Below are 22,518 nucleotides of genomic sequence, written 5' to 3'. Positions count from 1 at the left end.
AGAAACGCACCGCACACGTTGCGTGACAGCGACGTGTGCGGGTAGACAGAGTGCACACGTCAGCACACCCGACGTTCGTCCGTCACATACCCCCAGGGGTATTTGATCCCACAAGGAGTACGGCAATGGCAGTTGAGGTGTCCGTCATCGCGACGTCCTCGCTCGGCGACCGCAGCTACCTGGCCTCCGACGGCACGGTGGCGATCGTGGTCGACCCCCAGCGCGACATCGACCGAATTCTGTACCTGGCCGGCGAGAAGGGTGTATGTGTCACCCACGTGGTGGAGACCCACATCCACAACGACTACGTCTCCGGCGGCCTGGAGCTGGCCCGGCTGACCGGTGCCCGCTACCTCGTCGCCGCGGACGACGAGGTCGACTTCGACCGGACGCCGGTCGCCGACGGCGACACCGTGCCCGTCTCCGGCGCGCTACGGCTGCGGGTGCTCGCCACCCCGGGGCACACGTTCCACCACCTGTCGTACGTGCTCGACGAGGCCGACGACTCCGGCTGGCGCCCGGTCGGCGTCTTCACCGGCGGCTCGCTGCTCTTCGGCACCACCGGGCGCACCGACCTGCTCGGCGAGCAGCACGCCCACGAACTCGCCCACCACCAGCACAGCTCGGCCCGGCGCCTGGCCGACCTGCTGCCCGATGGCGCCGAGGTGTGGCCCACCCACGGCTTCGGCAGCTTCTGCTCCGCCAGCCAGTCCGACGCGCCCGAGTCGACCATCGGCCGGGAGAAGCGGGCGAACCCCGTGCTGCGGCTGGCCGCCGACGACTTCGTCACCGAGACCCTCACGGGGCTCGACGCCTACCCGGCGTACTACGCCCACATGGGCGTGGCGAACCTCGCCGGCCCGGCGCCGGTGGACCTCACCCCGGTCGCCCGGGCCGACGCCGCCGAGCTGCGGGAGCGGATCGCCGCCGGCCAGTGGGTCGTCGACCTGCGCCACCGCAAGGCGTACGCCACGTCGCACCTGGCGGGCACCGTCGCCCTCGGACTCGACGGCCCGATGTCGACCTGGCTCGGCTGGCTCATCGACTGGGGCGCACCGCTCACCCTGCTGGCGGAGACCGAGGAGCAGGTCGCCGACGCCCAGCGCGAACTGGTCCGCATCGGCATCGACCGGCCGGCCGCCCAGGCCACCGGCGACCCCGACCGGTGGTCCACCGAGCCGGGGCAGCTCCGCGAGCTGCGCATGGCCGACTTTCCCGCGCTGGCCGCCGCCCGGGCCGGCGACACCCCGGCGGGGCTGCCCGCCCCGGACGTGGTGCTCGACGTCCGGATGACCAACGAGTGGACCGCCGGTCACGTCGAGGGCGCCGTGCACATCCCCCTGCCCGACCTGCCCGGGCGCCTCGCCGAGGTGCCCGCCGGCACCGTCTGGGTGCACTGCGGCTCCGGGTACCGGGCCACGGCCGCCGCGTCGCTGCTGGCCAACGCGGGCCGCGAGGTCGTCGTGATCGACGACAAGTTCGGCCGGGCCGAGGCCGCCGGGGTCGCCATGAGCCCCGGCCACGCCTGACCGACCGAGGAGAAATGACCACTTCACCGAACGCCCTGCCCACCACCCTCGTCGGTCGGCTCGGAGACCACCCGACGCCCCGGCCCCTGCCATGACCGGCAGCCTCGCGCTGACCGTCGCGCTGGCCGTCCTCATCGGGGTGAGCCTCGGCCTGCTCGGCGGCGGCGGGTCCATCCTCGCCGTGCCGCTGCTGGTCTACGTGGCCGACCTGCCGGCCCGGGAGGCGATGGCCACCTCGCTGCTCGTCGTCGGGGTGACCAGCGCCGTCGGCGCGCTGCCGCACGCCCGGGCCGGCCGGGTCCGATGGCGCACCGGCCTGCTGTTCGGGGCCGCGGGCATGGCCGGCGCGTACGGCGGCGGACGCCTCGCCGCGTTCGTCCCGCCCGCCGTCCTGCTCGCCGGCTTCGCCGTCATGATGCTCGCCACCGCGACGGCCATGCTGCGGGGCCGGCGCGACGGCCCGGGGCGGCAGCGGCGTGAGCTGCCCGTGGCGCGGGTGCTCCTCGACGGCGTCGTGGTCGGGCTGGTCACCGGGCTGGTCGGCGCGGGCGGCGGGTTCCTGGTGGTGCCGGCCCTCGCGCTGCTGGGCGGCCTGCCGATGCCGGTCGCGGTCGGCACCTCGCTAGTGGTCATCGCCATGAAGTCGTTTGCCGGGCTCGCCGGCTACCTGTCCACCGTCGACATCGACCCGGGCCTGGCCACCGCCGTCACCGCCGCGGCCGTGCTCGGCAGCCTCGCCGGCGGCCGGCTGGCCGGGCGCGTCCGCGAGGACGTGCTGCGCCGGGCGTTCGGCTGGTTCGTGGCGGCGATGGGCGTGTTCGTCCTGGCCGGGCAACTGCCCGCACACCTGCGGACGGATCCCCTGCTGTGGACGCTCGGCGCGGCGGTCGCGGCGACGGCGGTCGCGATCGTCGGGGTACGCCGCCGGCGTCGACGTACCGGCCGGCCCGACCCGACGGCCGTCCGGCCGTGAGCGCCCCCGCCCGCCCCCGCGCGAGGAGCAGCGGTACGCCGACGGTCCCGGCCGCTCAGGGGCGCAGGATCAGCCGGATCGGGTTGCCCTGCTTGGTCTGCACCCGACGCACCGCCTCCTGCGCGTCGGCCAGCGGCAGCACGTCGCTGATCGACGCCGCCAGGTCGAGTCGTCCCTGCCGGGCCAGCGACACCAACTGCTCGACGTGCTCGCCCTCCGAGCCGTAGTGGCCGAGCACCGCCTGCTGGAAGTAGGTGAACGGGCTGTCCGACGCGATCGTCACCGGCTTGTTGGCGATGCCCGCGAGCACCAGCCGGCCCCGGCGGCCCAACACGGTCAGCGCCTGCTCGCGCACGGCGGTGACGCCGGCGAAGTCGAACGCCACGTCCAGCCCCCGCCCGCCCGTCAGCTCCAGCACGGCGTCGCGGAGGGCGGGGTCGGCCGGGTCGAGCACCGCGTCGGCCCCCAGGGCCACCGCCCGCTCGCGCGCCGCCGCCAGTGGCTCCACGGCGATCACCGGGGCCGCGCCGACCAGGCGGAGCAACTGCACGGCGTGCGCGCCCAGCCCACCCACGCCCCACACCCCGACCGCCTCGCCGGGGCGGGTGCGCGCGGTGTCCGTCACCGCCGCCCAGGGGGTGGAGACCGCGTCGGGTATGACGCAGGCCTGCTCGAAGGGGAGGTCGTCCGGGATCGGCACCACCGTGCTCTCGCTCGCCACGGCGTACTCGGCCCAGCCGCCGTCGTAGTCCACGCCCCGGGTCAGCACGGTGCCGCGCCGGTCCCGCTCCCCCGCCTGGAGCAGCACCCGCTGACCGGGCGCCCAGCCCTCGACGTCGTCGCCGAACGCGTCGACGACCCCGGCCACCTCGTGCCCGAGGGTCACCACGTCGCCGGGCAGGTACAGCGGCGTGAGGGTGCCGTCGATCAGGTGCACGTCCGAGAGGCAGACCCCGGCCGCCTCGACCCTGATCCGCACCTGCCCGTCCCGCGGTTCGGGCACCGGCACCGACTCCATCCGCAACGCCCGCTCCGCCAGGTGCAGCCGTCCGGCCAGCATGTCCGCCACCGCGCCCTCCCTGTCCGGCCCCCGTCGGCGGCCCTCGACGGGCACGCATACCCGCCCGCGCGGCAGGAATGCGCGTGCCGACCGACGGGACCCGAGGTGCCGGCGGGTAGCATCCGGGCCCGTGGGCGTGCGATTCGAGGAACTGGCCTGGCGGGAGACCCCGATCGGCCTCATCAGCCTGCGTCGGCGTCGCGACCCGCAGCTCGACGTCCAGGTGTACGAGGTCAAGCTCGACGACGAGTTCCTGATGTCGAGCCTCTTCCCCGTGGCGGAGATCGAGCTGGCCCGGCTGGGCCTGGCCCCCCTGTCCGGGCAGGGCCTCGACGTGGTCGTCGGCGGCCTCGGCCTCGGCTACACCGCCCGCACCGCGCTCTCCGACGAGCGGGTCGGCTCGCTGCTGGTGGTGGAGGCGATCGAGGACGTCATCGACTGGCACCGGCGCGAACTGCTCCCCTTCGCCGCCGGGCTGGCCGCCGACCCGCGTACCCGGTTCGTGCGGGCCGACTTCTTCGCCGCGGTCGCCGACGGCAGCGGGTTCGACCCACGGGAGCCGGGACGGCGGTTCCACGCCGTGCTGCTCGACGTCGACCACTCGCCGCGCAACGTGCTGCACCCGAGCCACGCCAGCTTCTACACCCCCGACGGACTGCGCCGGCTCGCCGCCCACCTGCACCCGGACGGGGTGTTCGCCCTCTGGTCGGACGACCCACCCGACTCCGACTTCGAGGTGGCGCTGAGCGAGGTGTTCCGCACCGCGCGGGCGCACGTCGTCCCGTTCGCCAACCCGCTGACCGGCGGACGCTCGGCCAACACCGTCTACGTCGCCCAGCGCTGACGCGGGCTGGCCGGGCCGGCACTCGGTGGCATCGCAGGGAGCCGGGCGGGAGGCCGCGCTGCCACCGGTGTGGCGCGCCGAGGAATTCGCCGGCCCCGGCGGCATGGCCGGGTGCGGGCCGGGAAGGCGGGCGGGTGGGCCGCGACCTCGCGGCGGGAGTCACGGGAGGTGGACATGCGGACGTTGCTCTGGGTCGTCGGCGTCGTCGCGGGCGCGCTCGTCCTGCTCGGGCTGCTGCTGGAGGCGGTCCGCTGGCTGGTGATCATCGGTGCGGTGGCGCTGGCCGTGGTCATCGTGCTGGCGGTCATCAAGGGCCGGCAGGCGATCCGCCATTCCGCCGGGCAGCGCTGACGTCGAACGCGGCGGCCAGTTCCTCGTCGTAGGTGGCGATCGGTCGTCCGTCGGCGGCGTAGGCGACGAGCCGGCCGTGGGCCATGGTCGCCGACTGGAACGAGAACGTCCGGGGTCCCGGGTGCGGCGCCAGCAGCGGGATGACGCGGGGCGCGCCGCCGGGGGCGCAGTGGTACTCGAGCCGGGCCACCGCCAGCGAGACGACCCCGTTGACCCGGACCTTGGTGCGCTGCCTGCGGACGCCGAACGTCACGGGAGCATCCGTGCCGTACGCGGCGCACTCCAGCGCGCCCCGGCAGACGAAGAAGTGGCGCGGATTGCCCGCGTCGGAGAGCGCGTACGCCTTGAATGTCGGATCGGCGCCGGCCGGCAGCGGCTGCACGGCGAGGAACGCGACGGCCAGCGCGGCGGTGGTGCCCAGCCGCAGCCAGCCGCGGGCCGCCGGCGCCCGCCGGTCCGCGCCGGCCACGGCCAGCGCGGCCCCGCCGAAGCCGGCGGGGCAGAGCGCGCCGACGCCGAGCGCGCGGGCGTTCTCGAGCAGGAACTGCGTCCCGGAGGTGGGCGGGACCGGCCTGAGCGCCACCCCCAGCGACACCACCATGGTCACCAGCAGGGCCGCCCCGGCCACCCGCCGGGCGACACCGTCGGCGCCGATCAGCAGCATCGCCGCCAGCGGCCGGCACGGCCGGCCGGGGGTACCTCGACTGCTACCTACGTGACCGTAGGTTACCGTGTGGTAGGACAATGGACGTACGGCGGAGGAGTGAGATGGACCTGAGCGCGGAGCGACCCTGGCTGCGCAGCTACGCCCCGGGCGTGCCGGCCACCGTCACGCCGTCCGACGAGTCGCTGGTCGACCTGCTGCGCGACGCCGCCCGACGGTTCGGCCCCCGGGTCGCGCTGGACTTCTTCGGCGCCACCACCACGTACGCCGACCTGGGCGACCAGGTCAGCCGGGCGGCCGAGGCGCTGCGCCGCCTCGGCGTCGGCCGGGGCGACCGGGTGGCGCTGGTGCTGCCGAACTGCCCGCAGCACGTGGTCGCGTTCTACGCCGTGCTGCGGCTCGGCGCGGTGGTGGTGGAGCACAACCCGCTCTACACCCCGCAGGAGCTCACCCAGCAGCTCGCCGACCACGGCGCCCGGGTCGCGGTGGTCTGGGACAAGGTCGCTCCCCTGGTGCGGGGGGCCGTCGGCGCGACGGCCGTCGAGACGGTGCTCGCGGTGGACCTGACCCGGGCGCTGCCCCGACGCAAGCGCTGGGCGCTGCGGCTGCCGCTGGCCCGCGCGCGGGCCACCCGCGCGGCGATGACCGGGCCCGCCCCCGGAGCGCTGTCCTGGGAAGGGCTGGTGGCCGAGGCCGGCCCGCTGGCCGCCGCGCACCCCGCTCCCGGGCCGGACGACACGGCGCTGTTGCAGTACACGGGCGGCACCACCGGCACCCCGAAGGGCGCGATCCTGACCCACCGCAACCTGCGGACCAACGCGGCGCAGGGCCGCGCCTGGGTGCCCGGCCTGCGCGACGGCGAGGAGACGGTGTACGCGGTCCTGCCGCTGTTCCACGCGTACGGGCTGACGCTCTGCCTCACCTTCTCGGTGGGCATCGGCGCCACGCTGGTGCTCTTCCCCCGCTTCGACCTCGACCAGACGCTGGACGCGGTGCGCCGCCGCCCGCCGACCTTCCTGCCCGCCGTCCCGCCGATCTACGAGAAGCTGGCCACGACCGCCCGGGAACGCGGTGTCGACCTCTCCTCGGCCCGGTACGCCATCTCCGGCGCCATGGCACTGCCCCCGGCGACGGTCGAGCTGTGGGAGTCGGTCACCGGCGGGCTGCTCGTCGAGGGCTACGGCATGACCGAGACCTCACCGGTCGCGCTCGGCAACCCGGTCTCCCCCGCCCGCCGGCCGGGCACCGTCGGCGTGCCGTTCCCGTCCACCGACATCCGCATCGTCGACCCGGAGGACCCGTCGCGCGAGCGCGCCCCGGGCGAGGCGGGCGAGCTGCTGATCCGGGGGCCGCAGGTGTTCGCCGGCTACTGGAACCGCCCGGCGGAGACGGCGGCGACGCTGCTGCCCGACGGCTGGCTGCGCACGGGGGACGTCGTGGTGGCCGACGCCGACGGCTTCGTCAGCGTGGTCGACCGGATCAAGGAGCTGATCATCACCGGCGGGTTCAACGTCTACCCGTCGGAGGTGGAGGACGCGCTGCGCCGCGTACCCGGCATCCGCGACGCCGCGGTGGTCGGCCTGCCGGGCGCGCACGGCGAGGAGGTGGTGGCGGCGGTCGTCGCCGACGAGGGCGCCGAGCCCGACGAGGCGGGCGTCCGGGCCGCGTGCCGGCAGCACCTGGCCGGGTACAAGGTCCCCCGCCGCGTGATCGTCGTCGAGGACCTGCCCCGCTCCCAGATCGGCAAGATCCTGCGCCGCGAGGTCCGCGACCGGCTGCTCGCCGACGGCTGAGACCGCCCCGCTCGCGCGGCGGGGCGAGCGAACCGGCCGGCGGGACCCCAGCTCGACCGGCGCCGGCCGGCGGGACCCCAGCTCGACCGGCGCCGACCGGCGGGACCCCGCTCGACCGGCACGGGTCACCGACCCTCGCTCGGGGGCGGCGGCCCGCCGCCTCCCTCAGGCGACGGGCGGGCCGGCCCGCAGGATGCGCCGGGCCCGGCGGCGGTCGAGCCAGCGGGGCTCGGGCGGGTCCGTCGGATCGCCGCCGAGACCGAGCTCCAGCAGGACCTGCACCCAGAAGCCGGCCGCGCTGAGCAGGTTGCGGGCGCGGCCCGGCTCCGGCGCCCCCGGCGGCAGGACGACCTGCGCCCAGCGCCAGGCCACCCAGGCCACCTCCCGGTCCGGGTGGTGGCGTCCGGAGCGACCGAGCAGCCGGACCTCGCGCCGGGCGGGCGCCGGCAGTCGCCACCAGCGGCGCAGGATCTCCAGTCGCTCCTCGGCACCGTCGGCGGACGGCGGGACGGACACGTCACCGGGGTTCATGACTGGCAAGGATAGGCAGGCGGCGCACGTCGTCAGAACCAGTCGTCGCGCATCTCCAGCGTGGTCCGGTCGAGGCTGTCCAGCAGGTCGAACTGCGCCGCCGTGCGGGGCAACTCGTGCCGGAAGAAGAACCGGGCCGCCTGCCGCTTGCCGGCGTGCAGGTCGGCGTCCGGGCCGTCGCCGGGACCGCCGGCCGCCTCGACCACGAGGAGTTGCTCCAACCACATCCAGGCGATCACCACGTGGCCCACCGCCTCCAGGTAGACGCTCGCGTTGGCCAGCGCCACCTCCGGATCGCCGGTGCCCCACAGCCGCCGGGTGACCAGGGAGACCCGGTCGAGGGCTGCGCCGAGCGCGGCGGCCAGCTCGGCGGCCTCGCCGCCGGCCTTCCACGCGCGGGTGGTCGTGGCCCGGACCGTCTCCACCAGCAGCGCCAGCCCGGCCCCGCCGCGCATGGTGACCTTGCGGCCGAGCAGGTCCAGCGCCTGGATGCCGTGGGTGCCCTCGTGGATCGGGTTGAGCCGGTTGTCGCGCCAGTGCTGCTCGACGTCGTAGTCCCGCGTGTAGCCGGCGCCGCCGTGCACCTGGATGGCCAGGTCGTTGGCGGCCAGGCACCACTGCGAGGGCCAGCTCTTCGCGATCGGGGTGAGCACGTCCAGCAGCAGGCGGGCCCGCTCCCGGTCGGCCGCCTCCGGCGCGGTCTTCTCCTCGTCGAGCAGCCGGCCGCAGTAGAGGACCAGCGCCAGGGCGCCCTCCACGTAGCTCTTCTGCGCCAGCAGCATCCGCCGCACGTCCGGGTGGGCGACGATGGGCACCTGCGGCGTCGCCGGGTCCTTGGCGGCCAGCGGGCGGCCCTGCGGCCGCTGGCGGGCGTACGCGAGGGACTTCAGGTAGCCGGTATAGCCCAGGGCGGTGGCGCTGGCGCCCACGCCGACCCGCGCCTCGTTCATCATGTGGAACATCTGCGCCAGGCCCTGGTGCGGCTCGCCGACCAGGTGGCCGACCGCCCCCGGGCGCCCGCCGGGCCGGTGCACGCCCTCGCCGAAGTTGAGCAGCGTGTTGGTGGTGCCGCGGTAGCCCATCTTGTGGTTGAGGCCGACCAGGACGACGTCGTTGCGGGCGCCGGGCGTGCCGTCGTCGGCCAGCAGCACCTTCGGGACGATGAACAGCGAGATGCCCTTCACCCCGGGCGGAGCACCGGGGATCCGGGCGAGGACGAGGTGGACGATGTTCTCCGACAGCTCGTGGTCGCCGCCCGAGATCCACATCTTGGTGCCGTGCAGCCGGTACGTCCCGTCGTCCTGCGGCTCGGCGCGGGTGGTGATGTCGGCCAGCGAGCTGCCGGCGTGCGGCTCGGAGAGGCACATGGTGCCGAAGAAGCGTCCCTGCACCATCGGCCGGACCCAGGTGTCGATCTGCTCGGGGCTGCCGTGCGCCAGCAGCAGGTTGGCGTTGCCGAGGGTCAGCAGCGGGTACGCCGAGGTGCCGACGTTGGCGGCCTGGAGCCAGGCAAAGCAGGCGGCCTGTACGACGTGCGGCAGTTGCATGCCGCCGACCGCCGCATCCATGCCGGCGCCGAGCAGCCCCGTCTCGGCGAAGACGTCGAGGGCCTGCTTGACCTGCGGGATGGTGTGCACCCGACGGCCGTCGAAGGTGGGCTCGGCGAGATCGGCGGCCCGGTTGTGCGGGGCGAACCGCTCGGTGGCCACCCGCTCGGCGAGCTCCAGCACGGCGTCGAAGGTCTCCCGGGAGTGTTCGGCGTAGCGGTGCCGCTCGGTCAGCCGGGTCACCTCCAGCCAGTCGTGCAGCAGGAAGCGCAGGTCGCGACGGGAGAGCAGGGTGGACGACACGGGTCTCCTTCCGTCGTCGGGCGCGCCGTCGGCCGCGGCGCGGCCGGGCGATGCCCTCGCGCAGGTCATCCTGACTGATCCGGCCCGCCGGCGCACCACCCCGCCGCGCCCACCGGACGCGCCGGATCGCCGGACGTCTCCGCCCATCACCCCGTAATCCGGGCATGCCCTTGCCATGGACATAGACATCTCCCTATTCTCGCTGGAAAGCGCTTTCCGGGCAGGGCGACGACGGGCGGCACCACGGGCGGAGCGGGCGGGAGCGCGCTCACGGTGCCCCACGCCGGCACCGACGACCTCGGCGGTCGGGGGTCGGCGGCGCGACCGCCGAGCGATCGACAGCGGGGCGAGTTCCACGCGGATGTCCACCGACGACCGGCCGGCGACGGACGGCCCCGGTGGACCGCCCGACACGACAGACACGCAGCAACACGGGCATTCGAAACGAGAGACGAGGCGAAGATGAGACGACCAGTCGCACTGCGACTCCAGGTGGCACTGGCCACGACGGCCGTCGGGGCCGCGATCGGCGTCGCGGTCCTGCCGATGGACGAGGCGTCGGCGGCCGCGGGCGCCGCCACCGGCTACGCGACCCAGAACGGCGGCACCACCGGCGGGGCGGGCGGGCAGACGGTGCGGGTCAGCACGGGGACCGGGATCCACACGGCCCTGTGTACCCGGCCCAGCAGCAGCACCCCGATCATCATCGAGGTCCAGGGGACGATCAACCACGGCAACACCGCCAAGGTGTCCGGCAACAGTTGCAGCACCGCCGCCGGCGTGATCGAGCTCAAGCAGATCAGCAACGTCACGATCATCGGGGTCGGCACCGGGGCGGTCTTCGACCAGTTGGGCATCCACATCCGCGAGTCCCGCAACATCATCATCCGGAACGTGACCGTCCGGAACGTCAAGAAGTCCGGCTCACCCACGTCCAACGGCGGCGACGCCATCGGCATGGAGAGCGGCGTCCGCAACGTCTGGGTCGACCACGCCACCCTGGAGGCCTCCGGCGGCGAGTCGGAGGGCTACGACGGCCTGTTCGACATGAAGGACGACACCCGGTACGTGACCCTGTCCTACAGCATCCTGCGCAACTCCGGCCGGGGCGGCCTCATCGGCTCCAGCGAGAGCGACCGCTCGAACGGCTTCGTCACGTTCCACCACAACCTGTACGAGAACATCGACTCCCGTACGCCCCTGCTGCGCGGCGGCATCGCGCACATCTACAACAACCACTACGTGAGCCTGCACGAGTCCGGCATCAACTCCCGCGCCGGCGCCAGGGCCAAGGTGGAGAACAACTACTTCCGCAACTCCAAGGACGTCCTGGGCACCTTCTACACCAGCGAGGCCGGCTACTGGCAGGTCGCCGGCAACATCTTCGACAACGTGACCTGGTCCAGCCCCGGCAGCGACAACAACCCGGCCGGCCCCAACCCGCAGTCCAACACCACCGTCAGCATCCCGTACGCCTACAGCCTCGACGCGGCCAGCTGCGTGCCGGACGTCGTGCGCCAGACGGCGGGCGCCAACACGGGCCTGCGGGAGTCGAACGGCAGCTGCTCGCCGCAGACGCCGGCCCCGACCACCCCGGCGCCCGGGCCGACCAGCCCGACCCCGGCGCCGACCAGCCCCACGCCGACGCCGACCCAGCCCGCCGGGCCGAACCTCAGCATCGGGGCCGGCTCCGACGGTTCCAGCAAGGCCGACGGCACGAGCTACGGCAACGTGCGCGACGGCAGCCTGAGCACCTACTGGTCGCCGGTCGGCGCGACCGGGGACATCTCCATCAAGTGGGGTTCCGCCACCACGGTGTCCAGGGTGGTCATCCGTGAGCCCTCGGGCACCCAGGGCAGCGTCGGGTCCTGGCAGCTCGTCAACCACGGCAGCGGCGCCGTCCTGGCCTCCGGCAGCGGGGCGGGCGCGATCACCTTCCCCGCCACGTCACTGACCAAGATCACCTTCAGGATCACCAGTTCGGGCGGCAGCCCGAAGGTCGCCGAGTTCGAGACCTACGCCCGGTAGCGGCGCGGCCCGCCGTCCGGCCGGGACCGGGGTGTCCCGTGCCGGCCGGACGGCGGCCTTCGCATCGACGCCCGGCCGTCGCGGATCGCCCGGAAGCGGCGGTCACCACGACGGGCGGCGCGCGGCGGCGTCAGCCCGCCTCGGCGAGCAGGCCGTCGACGAGGTCGCGGGGCAACCCGTGGGTGTCGTGCAGGTCCCGGTAGTCCGCGTCCGTCAGCGGGCCCCGGGACCGGCGCCGCAGGACCACCGGCCGGCCGCGACGCAGCAGTTCCCGGAACCGCCGTTCCTCGCCGGTGAACACCTCGCGCACCTCGTCGACGGTCACGGGCTGGCGGAAGCTGTCGAGGGTGTGTCGCACCGGCGCGGTCGGCAGGTCCGACAGGGTCCTGGACGCCTCGTCGCGCCACAGCGTGGTGAGGGCCCGGCGCAACAGCCGGCGCAGCACGTAGCCGCGGCCGGTGTTCGAGGGCCGTACGCCGTCGCCGACCACCACCACGCCCGTGCGCAGGTGGTCGCCGACCACGCGCAGCGACGCGTCCCGCAGGCCCCACACGTCGGAGGCGCCGCGCACCCACGGCACGAGATTCTCGCCCTCGTGGACCGAGCGGTGCCCGCGCAGCACCATCTCCAGCCGTTCGAGGCCCATCCCGGTGTCCACGTTGGGCTGCCGCAGCGGCGTCAGTCGGCCGTCGCCGTGGCGGTGGTAGCGCATCCCCACGTGGTTCCAGACCTCCATCCACCGCTCGTCGGTGCCCGGGGTGCCGTGGGGCGGGCCGTCGCCGGTCCAGACGAAGATCTCGGTGTCGGGCCCGCAGGGCCCGGTCGGGCCGTTGGACCACCAGTTCTCCTCCCCGGTCAGCTCCACCGGCAGGCCCAGCTCGCCCCACGTACGCAGCGAGGGTTCGTCCGGGCCCACCCGGTCGTCGCCGCCGAAGACCGTCACGTGCATCCGGTCGTGCGGCACGCCGAAACCGTCACGCAGCAGTTCGTAGCCCCACCGCAGGCTGCGGGGCAGGTCGTAGTCGCCGAGCGACCAGGAGCCGAGCATCCGGAACAGGGTCAGGTGGGTGCGGTCGCCCACCTCGTCCAGGTCGGTGGTGCGCAGGCAGCGCTGCACGTTGACCAGCCGCCGGCCCAGCGGGTGGGGTCGACCCTCCAGGTAGGGGGTCAACGGGTGCATGCCGGAGGTGGTGAAGAGCACCGGGTCGCCCGGCGGCGGGATCAGGGAGCCGTCGGGCACGGGTTCGTGGCCGCGCTCGCGGAAGAAGTCGAGGAAGGTGCGGCTGATCGGGTCGTACGTCATGGCGGTGGCCCTTCCGGGTTCGGACGACCGGAAAGGGTCCGACCGCCGGGGACCGGCGGGCCGACGGAGACGAGAAGCCGGCGGACCGTTTCCGGTCGCCGGCGGGAGATGGTGAGGTCAGGCGGCGGCGACCGACGAGCGCGAAGCTCGCGCGGCCGCGGCGGCGAAGAAGCGCCTGATCTCCATGCCCCGACTGTACGCGGACGCGGCGCCGCCGCCCAGCGCGTTTCGCGGCGGGCGGCGGCGCCGGAGGAGGCTCAGACGCCGGAGGAGGCTCAGACGCCGGAGGTGGCGAGGGCCGGGGCGGGGCGCTCGTCGACGCGGCGGGGGGTCTTGCGGTTCGGCAGCGAGAGCCGGACGACCTTCCGCCACGCCGAGAAGACCTGCCGGGGCAGCGAGCCGGTGGTGTACTTCAGCCCGTACCGGTCGAACAGGGCCCGCACCTCGGGGGCGATCTCCTGGTACCGGTTGCTGGGCAGGTCCGGGAAGAGGTGGTGCTCGATCTGGTACGACAGGTTGCCCGTCATGATGTGCATCAGCCGGCTGCCGCTGATGTTGGCCGAGCCGAGCATCTGCCGCAGGTACCACTCGCCGCGGGTCTCGCCCTCGATCGAGCGCCGGGAGAAGGTCTCCACGCCCTCCGGGAAGTGCCCGCACATGATCACCGAGTGGCTCCACAGGTTGCGCAGGAGGTTGGCGGTGAAGGTGGCGGCCAGCGTGTGCAGGAACGAGGGCCCGGACAGCAGCGGGTGCACGACGTAGTCCTTGAGCACCTGCCGGCGGATCTTGCGGCCCACGGCGCGCGCCCGGGCCCGGAACTCCGGCTTCTTGTGCCGGCCCTTGCGCAGGTTGCGCCCCAGCTCCAGGTCGTACGCGGCGATGCCGTACTCGAAGAAGCAGGCGTTGATGAAGTTCCACAGCGGCTGCCCCAGGTGGAACGGGTGCCACCGCTGGTCCTCGTCGACGCGCATGATGCCGTAGCCGAGGTCGTTGTCCTTGCCGAGGACGTTCGTGTACGTGTGGTGCAGCTCGTTGTGCGAGTGCTTCCACTGGTCGGCGGGCGAGACGTGGTCCCACTCCCAGGTGGTGGAGTGGATCTTCGGATCGCGCATCCAGTCCCACTGGCCGTGCAGGACGTTGTGGCCGACCTCCATGTTCTCCAGGATCTTGGCCACGGTCAGGCCGGCGGTGCCCACGATCCAGGCGGGCGGGAAGAGGGAGAACAGCAGCACGACCCGGCTGCCGATCTCCAGCTTGCGCTGCGTGGAGATCACCCGGCGGATGTAGGCGGCGTCGCGCTCGCCCCGGTCGGCGACCACCCGCTCGCGGATCGCGTCGAGTTCCCTGCCGATGGTCTCGATGTCCTCGGCGGTGAGGTGGGCGATCGGATTGACGGGCTTGTTCTGGATCACGGTCACGTCAGGTACTCCGGTCAGTGGTCGATGTCGCAGGGGCCGGCCGCCGCCGACACGCAGGTCTGGATGCGGACGCCGTCGCCGGGCACCGCCGTGGTCAGTTCCCCGTTGCGCAGGTCCCGAACCGCGCCCTGGCGCAGCGGCAGGACGCAGCCGAAGCAGATGCCCATCCGGCAACCCGAGGGCATCAGCACCCCGGCGTTCTCGCCGGCGTCGAGCAGCGGGGTCGCGCCGTCGGCGGCGACGGTCACGCCCGAGCGGACGAAGGTGACGGCGCCGCCCTCGCCGGCCGAGATGACGGTGGGGCGGAACCGCTCCGTGTGCAGCCGCTCGCCGTGCCCCGCGGTCGTCCAGTGCTCCTCGAGGGCGTCGAGCAGGCCGACCGGGCCGCAGGCCCAGGTCTCCCGGTCGAGGTGGTCGGGCACGAGGCGCCCGAGGTCGGCCATGGTGAGCAGCCCGTCGCTGTCGGTGTGCCGCTCCACCAGCCGGATCGCGCCCCGCGTCGCGAGGTCCCGCAGCTCAGCGCCGAAGATCACGTCGTCCGGGGTGGGCGCCGAGTGCACCACGACGACGTCGGCGCCGCCCAGCACGTCGGCGCGCAGCATCCCCATGACAGGGGTGACGCCGCTGCCCGCCGTCACGAAGAGCACCCGGGCCGGCGGCCGGCCCGGCAGCACGAAGTCGCCCTGGGCCTGGTCGAGCTGCACCAGCGTCCCGGGCCGGGTCCGGCGGACGAGGTGGTTGCTGACGACCCCGTCGGGGATGGCCTTGACGGTCACTGAGATCGGTCCGCCCCGGCGCTGCGGCGCGGAGGTCACCGAGTAGGCCCGCCACTGGCGTACGCCGTCGACGTCGACACCGAGGCGGACGTACTGTCCGGGGGTGTGCCCACGCCAGTCGCGGCCGGGCCGGATCACCAGCGTCGCCGCGTCGGCGGTCTCGGGGCGTACGGCGAGGATCCGGCCGCGCAGGTCGGCGCCGGAGCGCAGCGGGGCGACCATGTCGAGGTAGTCGTCGGGCAGCAGCGGGGTGGTGACCGACGCGGCCAGCCGGAGGATCCGGCCCCGCAGGGCCGCCTTCCCGGAGGGGTTCGGGACGGTGGTGGTCATGATTCGATGGTCGCCCGCCGAATGGCATAAAATCTTGACCGGCGAAGGTGAACCGGACGAGGCTTTTTGTGCGGAGGGAACAACGTGTCCGAACGCTCGGAGGCCACACGGCGCGCGGCCCGGCTCGAATTGGACGCCCGGGTGGCCGGCGAGCTGCACGAGCGGCTCCCCCTGCTCGCCGAGCGCACCATCACCGCCATCACCGCCGAGGTACCGAGCTACTCCGGCACCCTTACCGGCCAGATGCGCGAGAAGATCGAGACGGCGGTGCAGCTCGCCCTCGGCACGTTCCTCCAGCTCATCGGGCGCTCCCACGGCGGCGACCCGAGCATCCCGCTCGGCGGTGCCCTGGAGGCCGCGTACGCCCTCGGCAGCGGTGAGGCGCGTTCGGGCCGGAGCATGGACGCCCTGCTCGCCGCGTACCGCGTCGGCGCCCGGGTCTCCTGGCGGGAGATGTCCACCACCACCGTGCAGGGCGGGTCGTCGGCCGCGACCGTCGCCGAGTTCGCCGAGCTGATGTTCGCGTACATCGACGAGCTCTCCGCCGCGAGCGTGGCCGGGCACGCCGACGAGCTGGCCAGCGCCGGACGGGCCCGGCGGCGCAACCTGGAACGGCTCACCCAGCGGCTGCTGGCCGGGGAGCCCGAGGACGCCCTGCTGCGCAGCGCCGAGCGGGCCGACTGGCCGCCGCCGCAGACCCTCACCGTCGTCCTGCTGCCCCGGGCCAACCTCCGCGCGGCGCTCGCGCGGCTGCACCCGCGCACCCTGGAGAGCGGCGACGACCTTGCGGCAGGCGGGGCGGGCGAGGACCTGGCGGTGCTGCTGGTGCCCGACACACACGGCGACCGGCGGCGGCAGCTCGCCCGGGTGCTGCACGGCCGCCGCGCCGTGCTCGGCCCCGCCCGGCCCTGGGCCCTGGTCGCCTCGTCCTACCAGCGGGCGGTCCGGGCCCTGTCGCTCGGCCTGCGCCCGGCCGACGACGGGCCGGCGCTGGACACCGAGGAGCACCTCGCGGAGCTGGTGCTCAGCACCGACCCGGAAGGGCTCGCCGACCTGCGCGCCCGGGTCCTCGCGCCGCTCGCGTCGCTGCCGCCCGGCACCGCCGACCGGCTCACCGAGACCCTGCGCTCCTGGCTGCTGCACCAGGGCCGGCGCGACGACGTGGCCGCCGACCTGTTCGTGCACGCGCAGACCGTGCGCTACCGGATGGGCAAGCTGCGCGAGCTGTACGGCGAGCGCCTGACCGACCCGACGACGGTCCTCGACCTCACGCTGGCCCTGGCCTTCCCGCCGCGCGGAGAGGCCGACGACCCGGCACCCTGACCCTCTCCGCGCGTGTTCGCTCGGTCACGCTCAGGTCAGATACCGGACACACGCGTGCCGCCCGGGCAGCGGAAATGCCACCCTGGTCCTCCCCCGCCCGTGATCACCCGACCGGTTGCCGGCCCCCGCGCCGACGGGTCCGCCGGCGGGGTGCACGGGGCCGCCACCGGTGCCGCGACGCCTTCCGCCAGGAGGGCGCCGGACGGGGCCCTCGCGAGCGGGAGGACGGGCATGGCGTCGCACACGGGGGACCAGACCGGGGCCGACCGGTCCGCCGGGCCGGCGCGCCCGGCCGGCAGCGGCCGGCTCCGCGACGTCCTCCGGACGACCCCGGCGCTGATCGTGCTGAGCGGCGCCGTGCTGCTCGCCGCGCTGGCCGCCACCGCCGTCGTCGCCGTGCAGTCCCGCCCGTCGGCCACCACGCTGGGCGAACGCTCCGCCGCGACCGCCGTGGGCACCAGCACGACCGCCCGGGAGATCTACCAGGGCCTCGCCGACGCGGACGTCGCCGCCAGCGCCGTATTCCTGCTCCCACCGACCGAGGACCGACGGGCCTCGTTGGTGGCCGCCTACGACGCGTCCGTGCACGAGGTCGAGCGCACGCTGACCGACTCGATGGGCAACGCCGTGGGCGACCCGGCCCGCCTGACCCGACTGGCGACGATCGCCGCCCGGCTGAAGGTCTACCGCGACGTGGTGTGCGCCGCCCTGCGGGTGGCCGGTCCGCTGTCCGCGACGGCCACGGGAAACCGGCGTCCCTGCCCGCCGGCCACGACGGAACAGGCCGGGACGGGCAGCCCGGCGGCCCGCGCGGTGCTCGCCTCCGCGTACGCGCGCCAGGCGTCGCACTACATGTCCACCGAGCTGCTCACCGCCGCCCAGGGCCTGTGGAACTACGACACCAGGCTGCTGCTCGACGCCCGCGCCGACGCCCGCCCGTGGCTGGCCGCTTCGATCCTGGTCCCGCTGGCCGCGCTCGCCGCGCTGGTGGCGGTCCAGGTGTGGCTGCGCCGGCGGACCCGGCGCCGGCTGAACGCGGGCCTGCTGCTGGCCTCGGTGGGCACCGCCGCCGTCCTGGCCATGCTGGTCTCCTCGTGGTGGCACTGGCCGGACGCCGACCGGGGGTTCCCGGAGCTGGAACGGGCGATCGACGCGCAGAGCGCCACCCAGCAGCGGCTCGGCGCCCTGCTCGCCGGCCGGGCCGACGTCTACCTGGGGCTCGGCGCGAGCGTCGACCCGGCCGGGCACAAGGCGGACTTCGACAGCCGGGACCTCTGCCTCGCCCCCGCCGCCGGGCGGGAGACACCGGACCGGATCGACTGCACCGACCTGGAGGAGGACGTCTGGCCGGCCCGGCAGATCAAGACCCCCGACGCGTTCCGCGCGGCGGTCGACACCGTGCTCGCCGAGGGATCGGCGGGCCGGGCGTTCGTCGCCGCCGAGGGGCACCTGCTGACCGAACTGACCACCCGCAACGAGGAGGTCTCCCGGATGGTCGACGACCTGCCCGAGGCGCGCCGTCACCTGGGCGGCGCGGCCGCCTGGGTGACCCTGCTCGCCGCCGCCGGTGTGGTCGCCGGGCTGCGCCAGCGCCACCGGGAGTACCAGTGACCGCACCCCGGCGGACCGCCACGCGGACCCGACGCCGGGCCGCGTTCCTCGCGCTCCTGGCGACGCTGGCCGGGTGCGCCGCCCCCGCGACGCCGGCTCCCGCGCCCCCCGCCCGGCCACCGGGGGTGGCGACCGCGCCGACCACCGACGCGACCGGCGGGGTCTGCCCCGTACGCCGCAGCTTCCCGCCCGACCCGACGCCCCCGCGCCGGATCCTCGAGCGGGGCGAACTGGTCGCGGGCGTGGACCCGTCCGACGCCACCATGAGCCACTGGGACGCCAGCAGCCAGCGGTTCGAGGGCTTCAACATCGAGCTGATGCTGGCGGTGGCCCGCGCCCTCTGGCCGGCCGACGATCCGCGCAGCCGGCTCACCTTCAAGGCGGTGCCGCCCGGCCAGGGCGCCTTCACCATGCTGGACAAGGGTGAGATCGACGTCGTCGCCACGTCGCTCACGGCCTCCTGCGAGCGGGCCCGGCTGGTGCTGTTCTCCAACGACTACCTCGACTCCGGGCAGACGGTGCTGGTCCGCAAGCGCCCCGACGGCACGCCCGAGTTCGCGGGCATGGAACAGCTCGGCGGCCGGCGGGTCTGCGCCGCCGCGAACACCACCTCGCTGGCGATGATCGCCGGCTACCGCACCACGGGGGGCCTGCGGCCGGTCCCGGTGCACGCCCCGCACCCGGTCGACTGCCTGGTCATGCTGCGTCAGGGCCAGGTCGACGGCGTCAGCACCGACGACAACATCCTGCTGGGCTTCGCCCGGATGGCCCCGGACACGACCCTGGTGACCGAGGCACCCCGGGAGGATCGGCGCTCCTGCGAGCACCACCGGGACGAGGACTGCACCTGGTTCACCGACGAGCCGCACGCCTTCGCGTTCCGCCTGACCGACGGCCGGGACCTGGTCGCGTTCGTCAACCACGTGCTGGCGCAGCCGCGTACGGCGACCGTGTGGCAGCAGGCCCACGACCGGTGGCTCGCCGGCCACCGGGACCGGGGCATGCCCTCGCCCGGGCCGGCCACCACGGCCTGGCCGCCGCCCGACCCCGCGCCGGCCGACTGATGGGCGGTGGGGGAATGGCCGTGCGCGAACGCCTCGACGCCGCCCTGGCCGCGCACGCCTGGGTCTGCGAGCACCTGCTCGACGTGCAGCAGTTGATCACGGACGCCTTCCGGCAGCCCGACGGCCCGGCCGCCGCGCCCGCGCAGGAGGCCCGGAGCCTGCTGCACCGGCTCGGCTGCCTGTCGCTGGCGCTCGACCGGCTCGTGGACGACCTCGACGGCGTCGAGGAGCCGACGGGCGCGGGCGCGCAGGCGCTGGCCCGGCTGCTGGCCGACCCGTGCCAGGTCCGGTTCACCGCGGCCACCGGCGAGCCGGTGACCGTGGAGGCGATGAGCGTCCAGGAGATCCTGGTCGCGGCCCGCGAGCACGTGGCCCGGATCCGCCGGATCGTCGACGCGTACGGCCGGGACCGGCTGACGGTGCGGGCGCAGCGGCTGCGCTCCTCGGTCGAGCGGCTGCGGCGGCTCGCGGCGGAGGCCGCCGCGGAGGGGCTGGGCGACGGGACGGACCCGGTGGCGGCGCTCGCGGTCGACGCGCTGCTCGACCGGCTCGGCGCCGCCGAGGCGGCGGGTCGGGGCCAGTGGTGGCGCGGCGACGTCCAGCCGGAACGCGACGACGGGTCGCTGGGGGCCGCCGTCGACCGGGCGGTCGAGCGGACCGACACCGCGCGGCGCCGGCTGCGCCGCGGCTGCCACGCGGAGCTGACCGGGCGGCTGGAGGCGTACCGGCAGAAGGCCGCCGACGAGGGCCGGGCCGAGCACCCGCAGGTCGAGCGGGCCTACCGGGAGGCGCTGGCCGCGCTGCGACCCGACGCCTTCGCGCTGACCGACGCGAGCCGGGCGGTGCGGGCCTACCAGCGGGCCGTGAACGGGGGTACGCGATGACGGTGGACCGCGACTGCGCGCAACGCAACTGCCCCGGCGCCGTCGACGAGGACGGGTTCTGCCGGCTGTGGGGCCACGAGTGCCTCGGCGCGGGCGGGGCCCACGAGGGTGGCGCGGCGGTCCGGCCGCCCGAGGCCGATCCGCGACCGCCCCGGACGACGTCGCGGCCGTGGGAGCGACCGGCCGTGCTGCCGACCGCGCGGCCCCACGATCCCCTGACGGCGGTGGTGTCGCAGGCGGTGGTGCCCGAGCACTCCCGCTACTGCGGCAACACGAGGTGCCACCGGCACCGGGGCCCCCGGCTGCCCCGGGTCGTCGGGTTCTGCCCCGACTGCGGCACCCGCTACTCCTTCACCCCGCCGCTGGCCGACGGTGACCTGCGCGCCGGGCGCTACCGGATCGAGGGCTGCCTGGGCAACGGCGGCGTCGGCTGGGTGTTCCTCGCCCGGGACGAGGACATGGACGGCGCCTGGCGGGTGCTGAAGGGACAGCGCAACCCGGAGGACCGGGAGGCCGTCGCGGCGTTCGTCGCCGAGCGGCAGGCGCTGATCGCGCTGAACCACCCGAGGATCGTCACCATCACCCACGCGCTGCGGCCCGAGTCCGACCGCGACGGCGGCTACCTGGTGATGGAGTACGTCAACGGCGGCACCCTGGAGGAGGCGCGCAGCACGGCCGGACCGGGCGGCGGGTCCTGCGCCGTGGACGTGGCGCAGGCGCTGGGGTACGCCGTGCAGATCCTCGACGCCTTCGAGTACCTGCACGACCAGGGCTGGCTGTACTGCGACCTGAAGCCCGAGAACGTGATGCGCGTCGGCGGCCAGGGCACCAACGACCCGATCAAGCTGGTCGACTTCGGCGCGGCCCGCCGCATCGACAACACGGTCGGCCCGGCGTGGGGCACGGTGGGCTACACGGCGCCGGAGGTGGAGCGGCTCGGGCCGGCCGGTCCCAGCGTGCGGTCGGACCTCTACACCGTCGGGCGTACCCTCGCCGCGCTGACCCTGGCGCCCCGCTCCACCGAGGTGACCCGGATCCCGCCGGGTGCGGACCTGCTGCGGCTGCCCGTGCCCGCGCGGCTCGACCCGTTCCTGCGGCTGCTCGCGCGCGCCACCGCCGCCGAGCCGGAGGACAGGTTCGCCTCGGCGGCCGAGATGCGCGAGCAGGTCCGGGGCGTACGCCGGCAGGTCGGCTCCGCCACCGACGGCGTGCCCAGGCCGACCCGCTCCACCCTGTTCAGCCCGTCCACGTGCGCGTTCGCGCTGCACACCGACCGCGCCGCCCTCGACGTCGTGGAGATCATGCTCGGCCTGCCCGTGCCCCTGGTCGACGGCACCGACCCCGCCGCCGGGTTCCTCGCCTCGCTCGGCGCCGCCGACCCGGCCGAACTCATCGAGCTGCTGAAGACCGCGCCGCAGCGGACCGCACAGGTCACCTACCGCGCCGTACGGGCCCACCTCGCCGCCGGACGGGTGGCCGAGGCGGGCCCGCTGCTCGCCGACTTCCCCGAGGACCTGCGGGACTGGGCGCTGTGGTGGCACCGCAGCCTGGTGGCCCTGGTGGGGCGGGACACCGCCACCGCCCGACGCCACTTCGAGCAGGTCTACGGCTGGCTGCCCGGCGAGGTGTCGACCCGGCTCGCGTACGCGGTGGCCTGCGAACTCGACGGCGACCCGCGGACGGCCGCCGACCACTACCGGGGGGTGTGGGACGCCGACCCGGGCGTGGTGGGCGCGGCGTTCGGGCTGGCCCGTTGCCTGCTGGCGACGGCCGACGCGCGCAGCGCGGCGGACGCCCTGCTGCGGGTGCCGGAGTCCTCCCGCGCCTCGACGGTGGCGGTGACCTGCGCGGTGCGGATCCTGCTCGACGCGCCGGACGACGGGCGCCGGCTCGACGCCGCGCTCGACGCCGCCGCGATCGTCGACAAGCTGCCCCCGTTCGGCGAACGCGAGGAGGTGGAGGCGCACATCCTGCGGATCGCGCTGGACTGCGACCTGACCGAGGGGCGCCACGACGACCGGCGGCTGTTCGGCCACCGGCTCGACGAGGACGCCCTGCGCCGCGCGTTCGAGCGCCGGTGCCGCTCCCGCGCCCGACGCACCGCCGACCGGCGGGAGCGGATCGCTCTCGTCGAGCTGGCCAACGCGTACCGGCCGGTGACGTGGTGGTGACCCCGGCCGCCGGCC

18 protein-coding genes are annotated in these 22,518 nt (G+C 74.9%); 11 read left to right on the top strand and 7 right to left on the bottom strand.

The window, feature by feature from the left end:
• Nucleotides 1-125: 125 nt before the first annotated feature.
• Together CLT72_RS03315 and CLT72_RS03310 are read left to right on the top strand one after the other, a co-directional pair.
• The gene (locus CLT72_RS03315; RefSeq protein WP_101409460.1) at nt 126-1,529 is read left to right on the top strand and encodes an MBL fold metallo-hydrolase; all 1,404 of its coding nucleotides are present in this window, start codon (nt 126-128) and stop codon (nt 1,527-1,529) included.
• 91 nt (nt 1,530-1,620) lie between these two features.
• Entirely contained in the window at nt 1,621-2,502 is an 882-nt protein-coding gene (locus CLT72_RS03310) for a sulfite exporter TauE/SafE family protein (protein ID WP_101409459.1), read from the top strand.
• Between the two features lie 55 nt (nt 2,503-2,557).
• Here the strand turns inward: CLT72_RS03310 and CLT72_RS03305 are convergent, their stop codons facing one another.
• Nucleotides 2,558-3,562, bottom strand: coding sequence for an alcohol dehydrogenase catalytic domain-containing protein (locus CLT72_RS03305; protein WP_199184694.1), 1,005 nt, complete (start codon nt 3,560-3,562; stop codon nt 2,558-2,560).
• 130 nt (nt 3,563-3,692) lie between these two features.
• On the opposite strand from CLT72_RS03305, the gene CLT72_RS03300 reads away from it, so the two are divergent.
• Together CLT72_RS03300 and CLT72_RS32120 are read left to right on the top strand one after the other, a co-directional pair.
• On the top strand, nt 3,693-4,406 hold the full coding sequence (locus tag CLT72_RS03300; RefSeq protein ID WP_101409457.1) for a polyamine aminopropyltransferase: 714 nt from the start codon (nt 3,693-3,695) through the stop codon (nt 4,404-4,406).
• Nucleotides 4,407-4,580: 174 nt separating this feature from the next.
• Complete coding sequence (locus tag CLT72_RS32120) at nt 4,581-4,757, top strand: hypothetical protein (RefSeq protein ID WP_199184458.1); 177 nt, start codon at nt 4,581-4,583, stop codon at nt 4,755-4,757.
• Here the strand turns inward: CLT72_RS32120 and CLT72_RS03290 are convergent.
• On the bottom strand, nt 4,714-5,421 hold the full coding sequence (locus tag CLT72_RS03290; RefSeq protein WP_101409455.1) for a hypothetical protein: 708 nt from the start codon (nt 5,419-5,421) through the stop codon (nt 4,714-4,716). The two genes, CLT72_RS32120 and CLT72_RS03290, sit on opposite strands and share 44 nt — an antisense overlap.
• A 104-nt stretch (nt 5,422-5,525) precedes the next feature.
• On the opposite strand from CLT72_RS03290, the gene CLT72_RS03285 reads away from it, so the two are divergent.
• Nucleotides 5,526-7,214: a long-chain-fatty-acid--CoA ligase gene (locus CLT72_RS03285; protein ID WP_101409454.1), complete on the top strand. Its 1,689-nt coding sequence runs from the start codon at nt 5,526-5,528 to the stop codon at nt 7,212-7,214.
• Between the two features lie 165 nt (nt 7,215-7,379).
• On the opposite strand, the gene CLT72_RS03280 is transcribed toward CLT72_RS03285, so the two are convergent.
• Both CLT72_RS03280 and CLT72_RS03275 read right to left on the bottom strand, forming a co-directional pair.
• Nucleotides 7,380-7,745, bottom strand: coding sequence for a hypothetical protein (locus CLT72_RS03280; protein WP_101409453.1), 366 nt, complete (start codon nt 7,743-7,745; stop codon nt 7,380-7,382).
• A 32-nt stretch (nt 7,746-7,777) separates the two neighbouring features.
• Nucleotides 7,778-9,595: an acyl-CoA dehydrogenase gene (locus CLT72_RS03275; protein WP_396802292.1), complete on the bottom strand. Its 1,818-nt coding sequence runs from the start codon at nt 9,593-9,595 to the stop codon at nt 7,778-7,780.
• A 462-nt stretch (nt 9,596-10,057) separates the two neighbouring features.
• Between CLT72_RS03275 and CLT72_RS03270 the strand changes: the two genes are divergently transcribed.
• Nucleotides 10,058-11,623 carry a pectate lyase family protein gene (locus tag CLT72_RS03270; RefSeq protein ID WP_101409451.1) on the top strand — a complete coding sequence of 522 codons (1,566 nt, stop codon included), beginning with the start codon at nt 10,058-10,060 and terminating at the stop codon, nt 11,621-11,623.
• Nucleotides 11,624-11,753: 130 nt separating this feature from the next.
• Here CLT72_RS03270 and CLT72_RS03265 read toward each other — a convergent pair whose 3' ends face one another.
• The 3 genes from CLT72_RS03265 to CLT72_RS03255 all read right to left on the bottom strand — a co-directional run bounded on the left by CLT72_RS03265 (nt 11,754) and on the right by CLT72_RS03255 (nt 15,450).
• Nucleotides 11,754-12,926 (bottom strand): alanine--tRNA ligase-related protein, encoded by a 1,173-nt coding sequence (locus CLT72_RS03265; RefSeq protein WP_101409450.1) that lies wholly within the window; start codon nt 12,924-12,926, stop codon nt 11,754-11,756.
• Nucleotides 12,927-13,201: 275 nt separating this feature from the next.
• Nucleotides 13,202-14,344 (bottom strand): fatty acid desaturase family protein, encoded by a 1,143-nt coding sequence (locus tag CLT72_RS03260; protein WP_101409449.1) that lies wholly within the window; start codon nt 14,342-14,344, stop codon nt 13,202-13,204.
• A gap of 14 nt (nt 14,345-14,358) precedes the next feature.
• Entirely contained in the window at nt 14,359-15,450 is a 1,092-nt protein-coding gene (locus CLT72_RS03255) for a ferredoxin reductase (RefSeq protein WP_101409448.1), read from the bottom strand.
• Nucleotides 15,451-15,534: 84 nt separating this feature from the next.
• Between CLT72_RS03255 and CLT72_RS03250 the strand changes: the two genes are divergently transcribed.
• From CLT72_RS03250 to CLT72_RS03230, 5 genes are all read left to right on the top strand, one after another.
• Nucleotides 15,535-16,773 carry a PucR family transcriptional regulator gene (locus CLT72_RS03250; protein ID WP_101409447.1) on the top strand — a complete coding sequence of 413 codons (1,239 nt, stop codon included), beginning with the start codon at nt 15,535-15,537 and terminating at the stop codon, nt 16,771-16,773.
• 231 nt (nt 16,774-17,004) lie between these two features.
• Nucleotides 17,005-18,384, top strand: a complete 1,380-nt coding sequence (locus CLT72_RS03245) for a hypothetical protein (RefSeq protein WP_101409446.1) — start codon at nt 17,005-17,007, stop codon at nt 18,382-18,384.
• Nucleotides 18,381-19,448: a transporter substrate-binding domain-containing protein gene (locus CLT72_RS03240; RefSeq protein ID WP_101409445.1), complete on the top strand. Its 1,068-nt coding sequence runs from the start codon at nt 18,381-18,383 to the stop codon at nt 19,446-19,448. The genes CLT72_RS03245 and CLT72_RS03240 overlap by 4 nt, the downstream gene beginning before the upstream one ends.
• A gap of 20 nt (nt 19,449-19,468) precedes the next feature.
• Nucleotides 19,469-20,332: a hypothetical protein gene (locus tag CLT72_RS03235; protein ID WP_144082169.1), complete on the top strand. Its 864-nt coding sequence runs from the start codon at nt 19,469-19,471 to the stop codon at nt 20,330-20,332.
• Nucleotides 20,329-22,503 carry a tetratricopeptide repeat protein gene (locus CLT72_RS03230; protein ID WP_101409443.1) on the top strand — a complete coding sequence of 725 codons (2,175 nt, stop codon included), beginning with the start codon at nt 20,329-20,331 and terminating at the stop codon, nt 22,501-22,503. Before CLT72_RS03235 ends, CLT72_RS03230 begins: the two co-directional genes overlap by 4 nt.
• The last annotated feature ends 15 nt before the right edge of the window (nt 22,504-22,518 follow it).

Source organism: Micromonospora sp. CNZ309, assembly GCF_002846525.1.
Note: the sequence above shows the minus strand (reverse complement) of the source record. Positions and strands in the feature narration are given on the sequence as shown.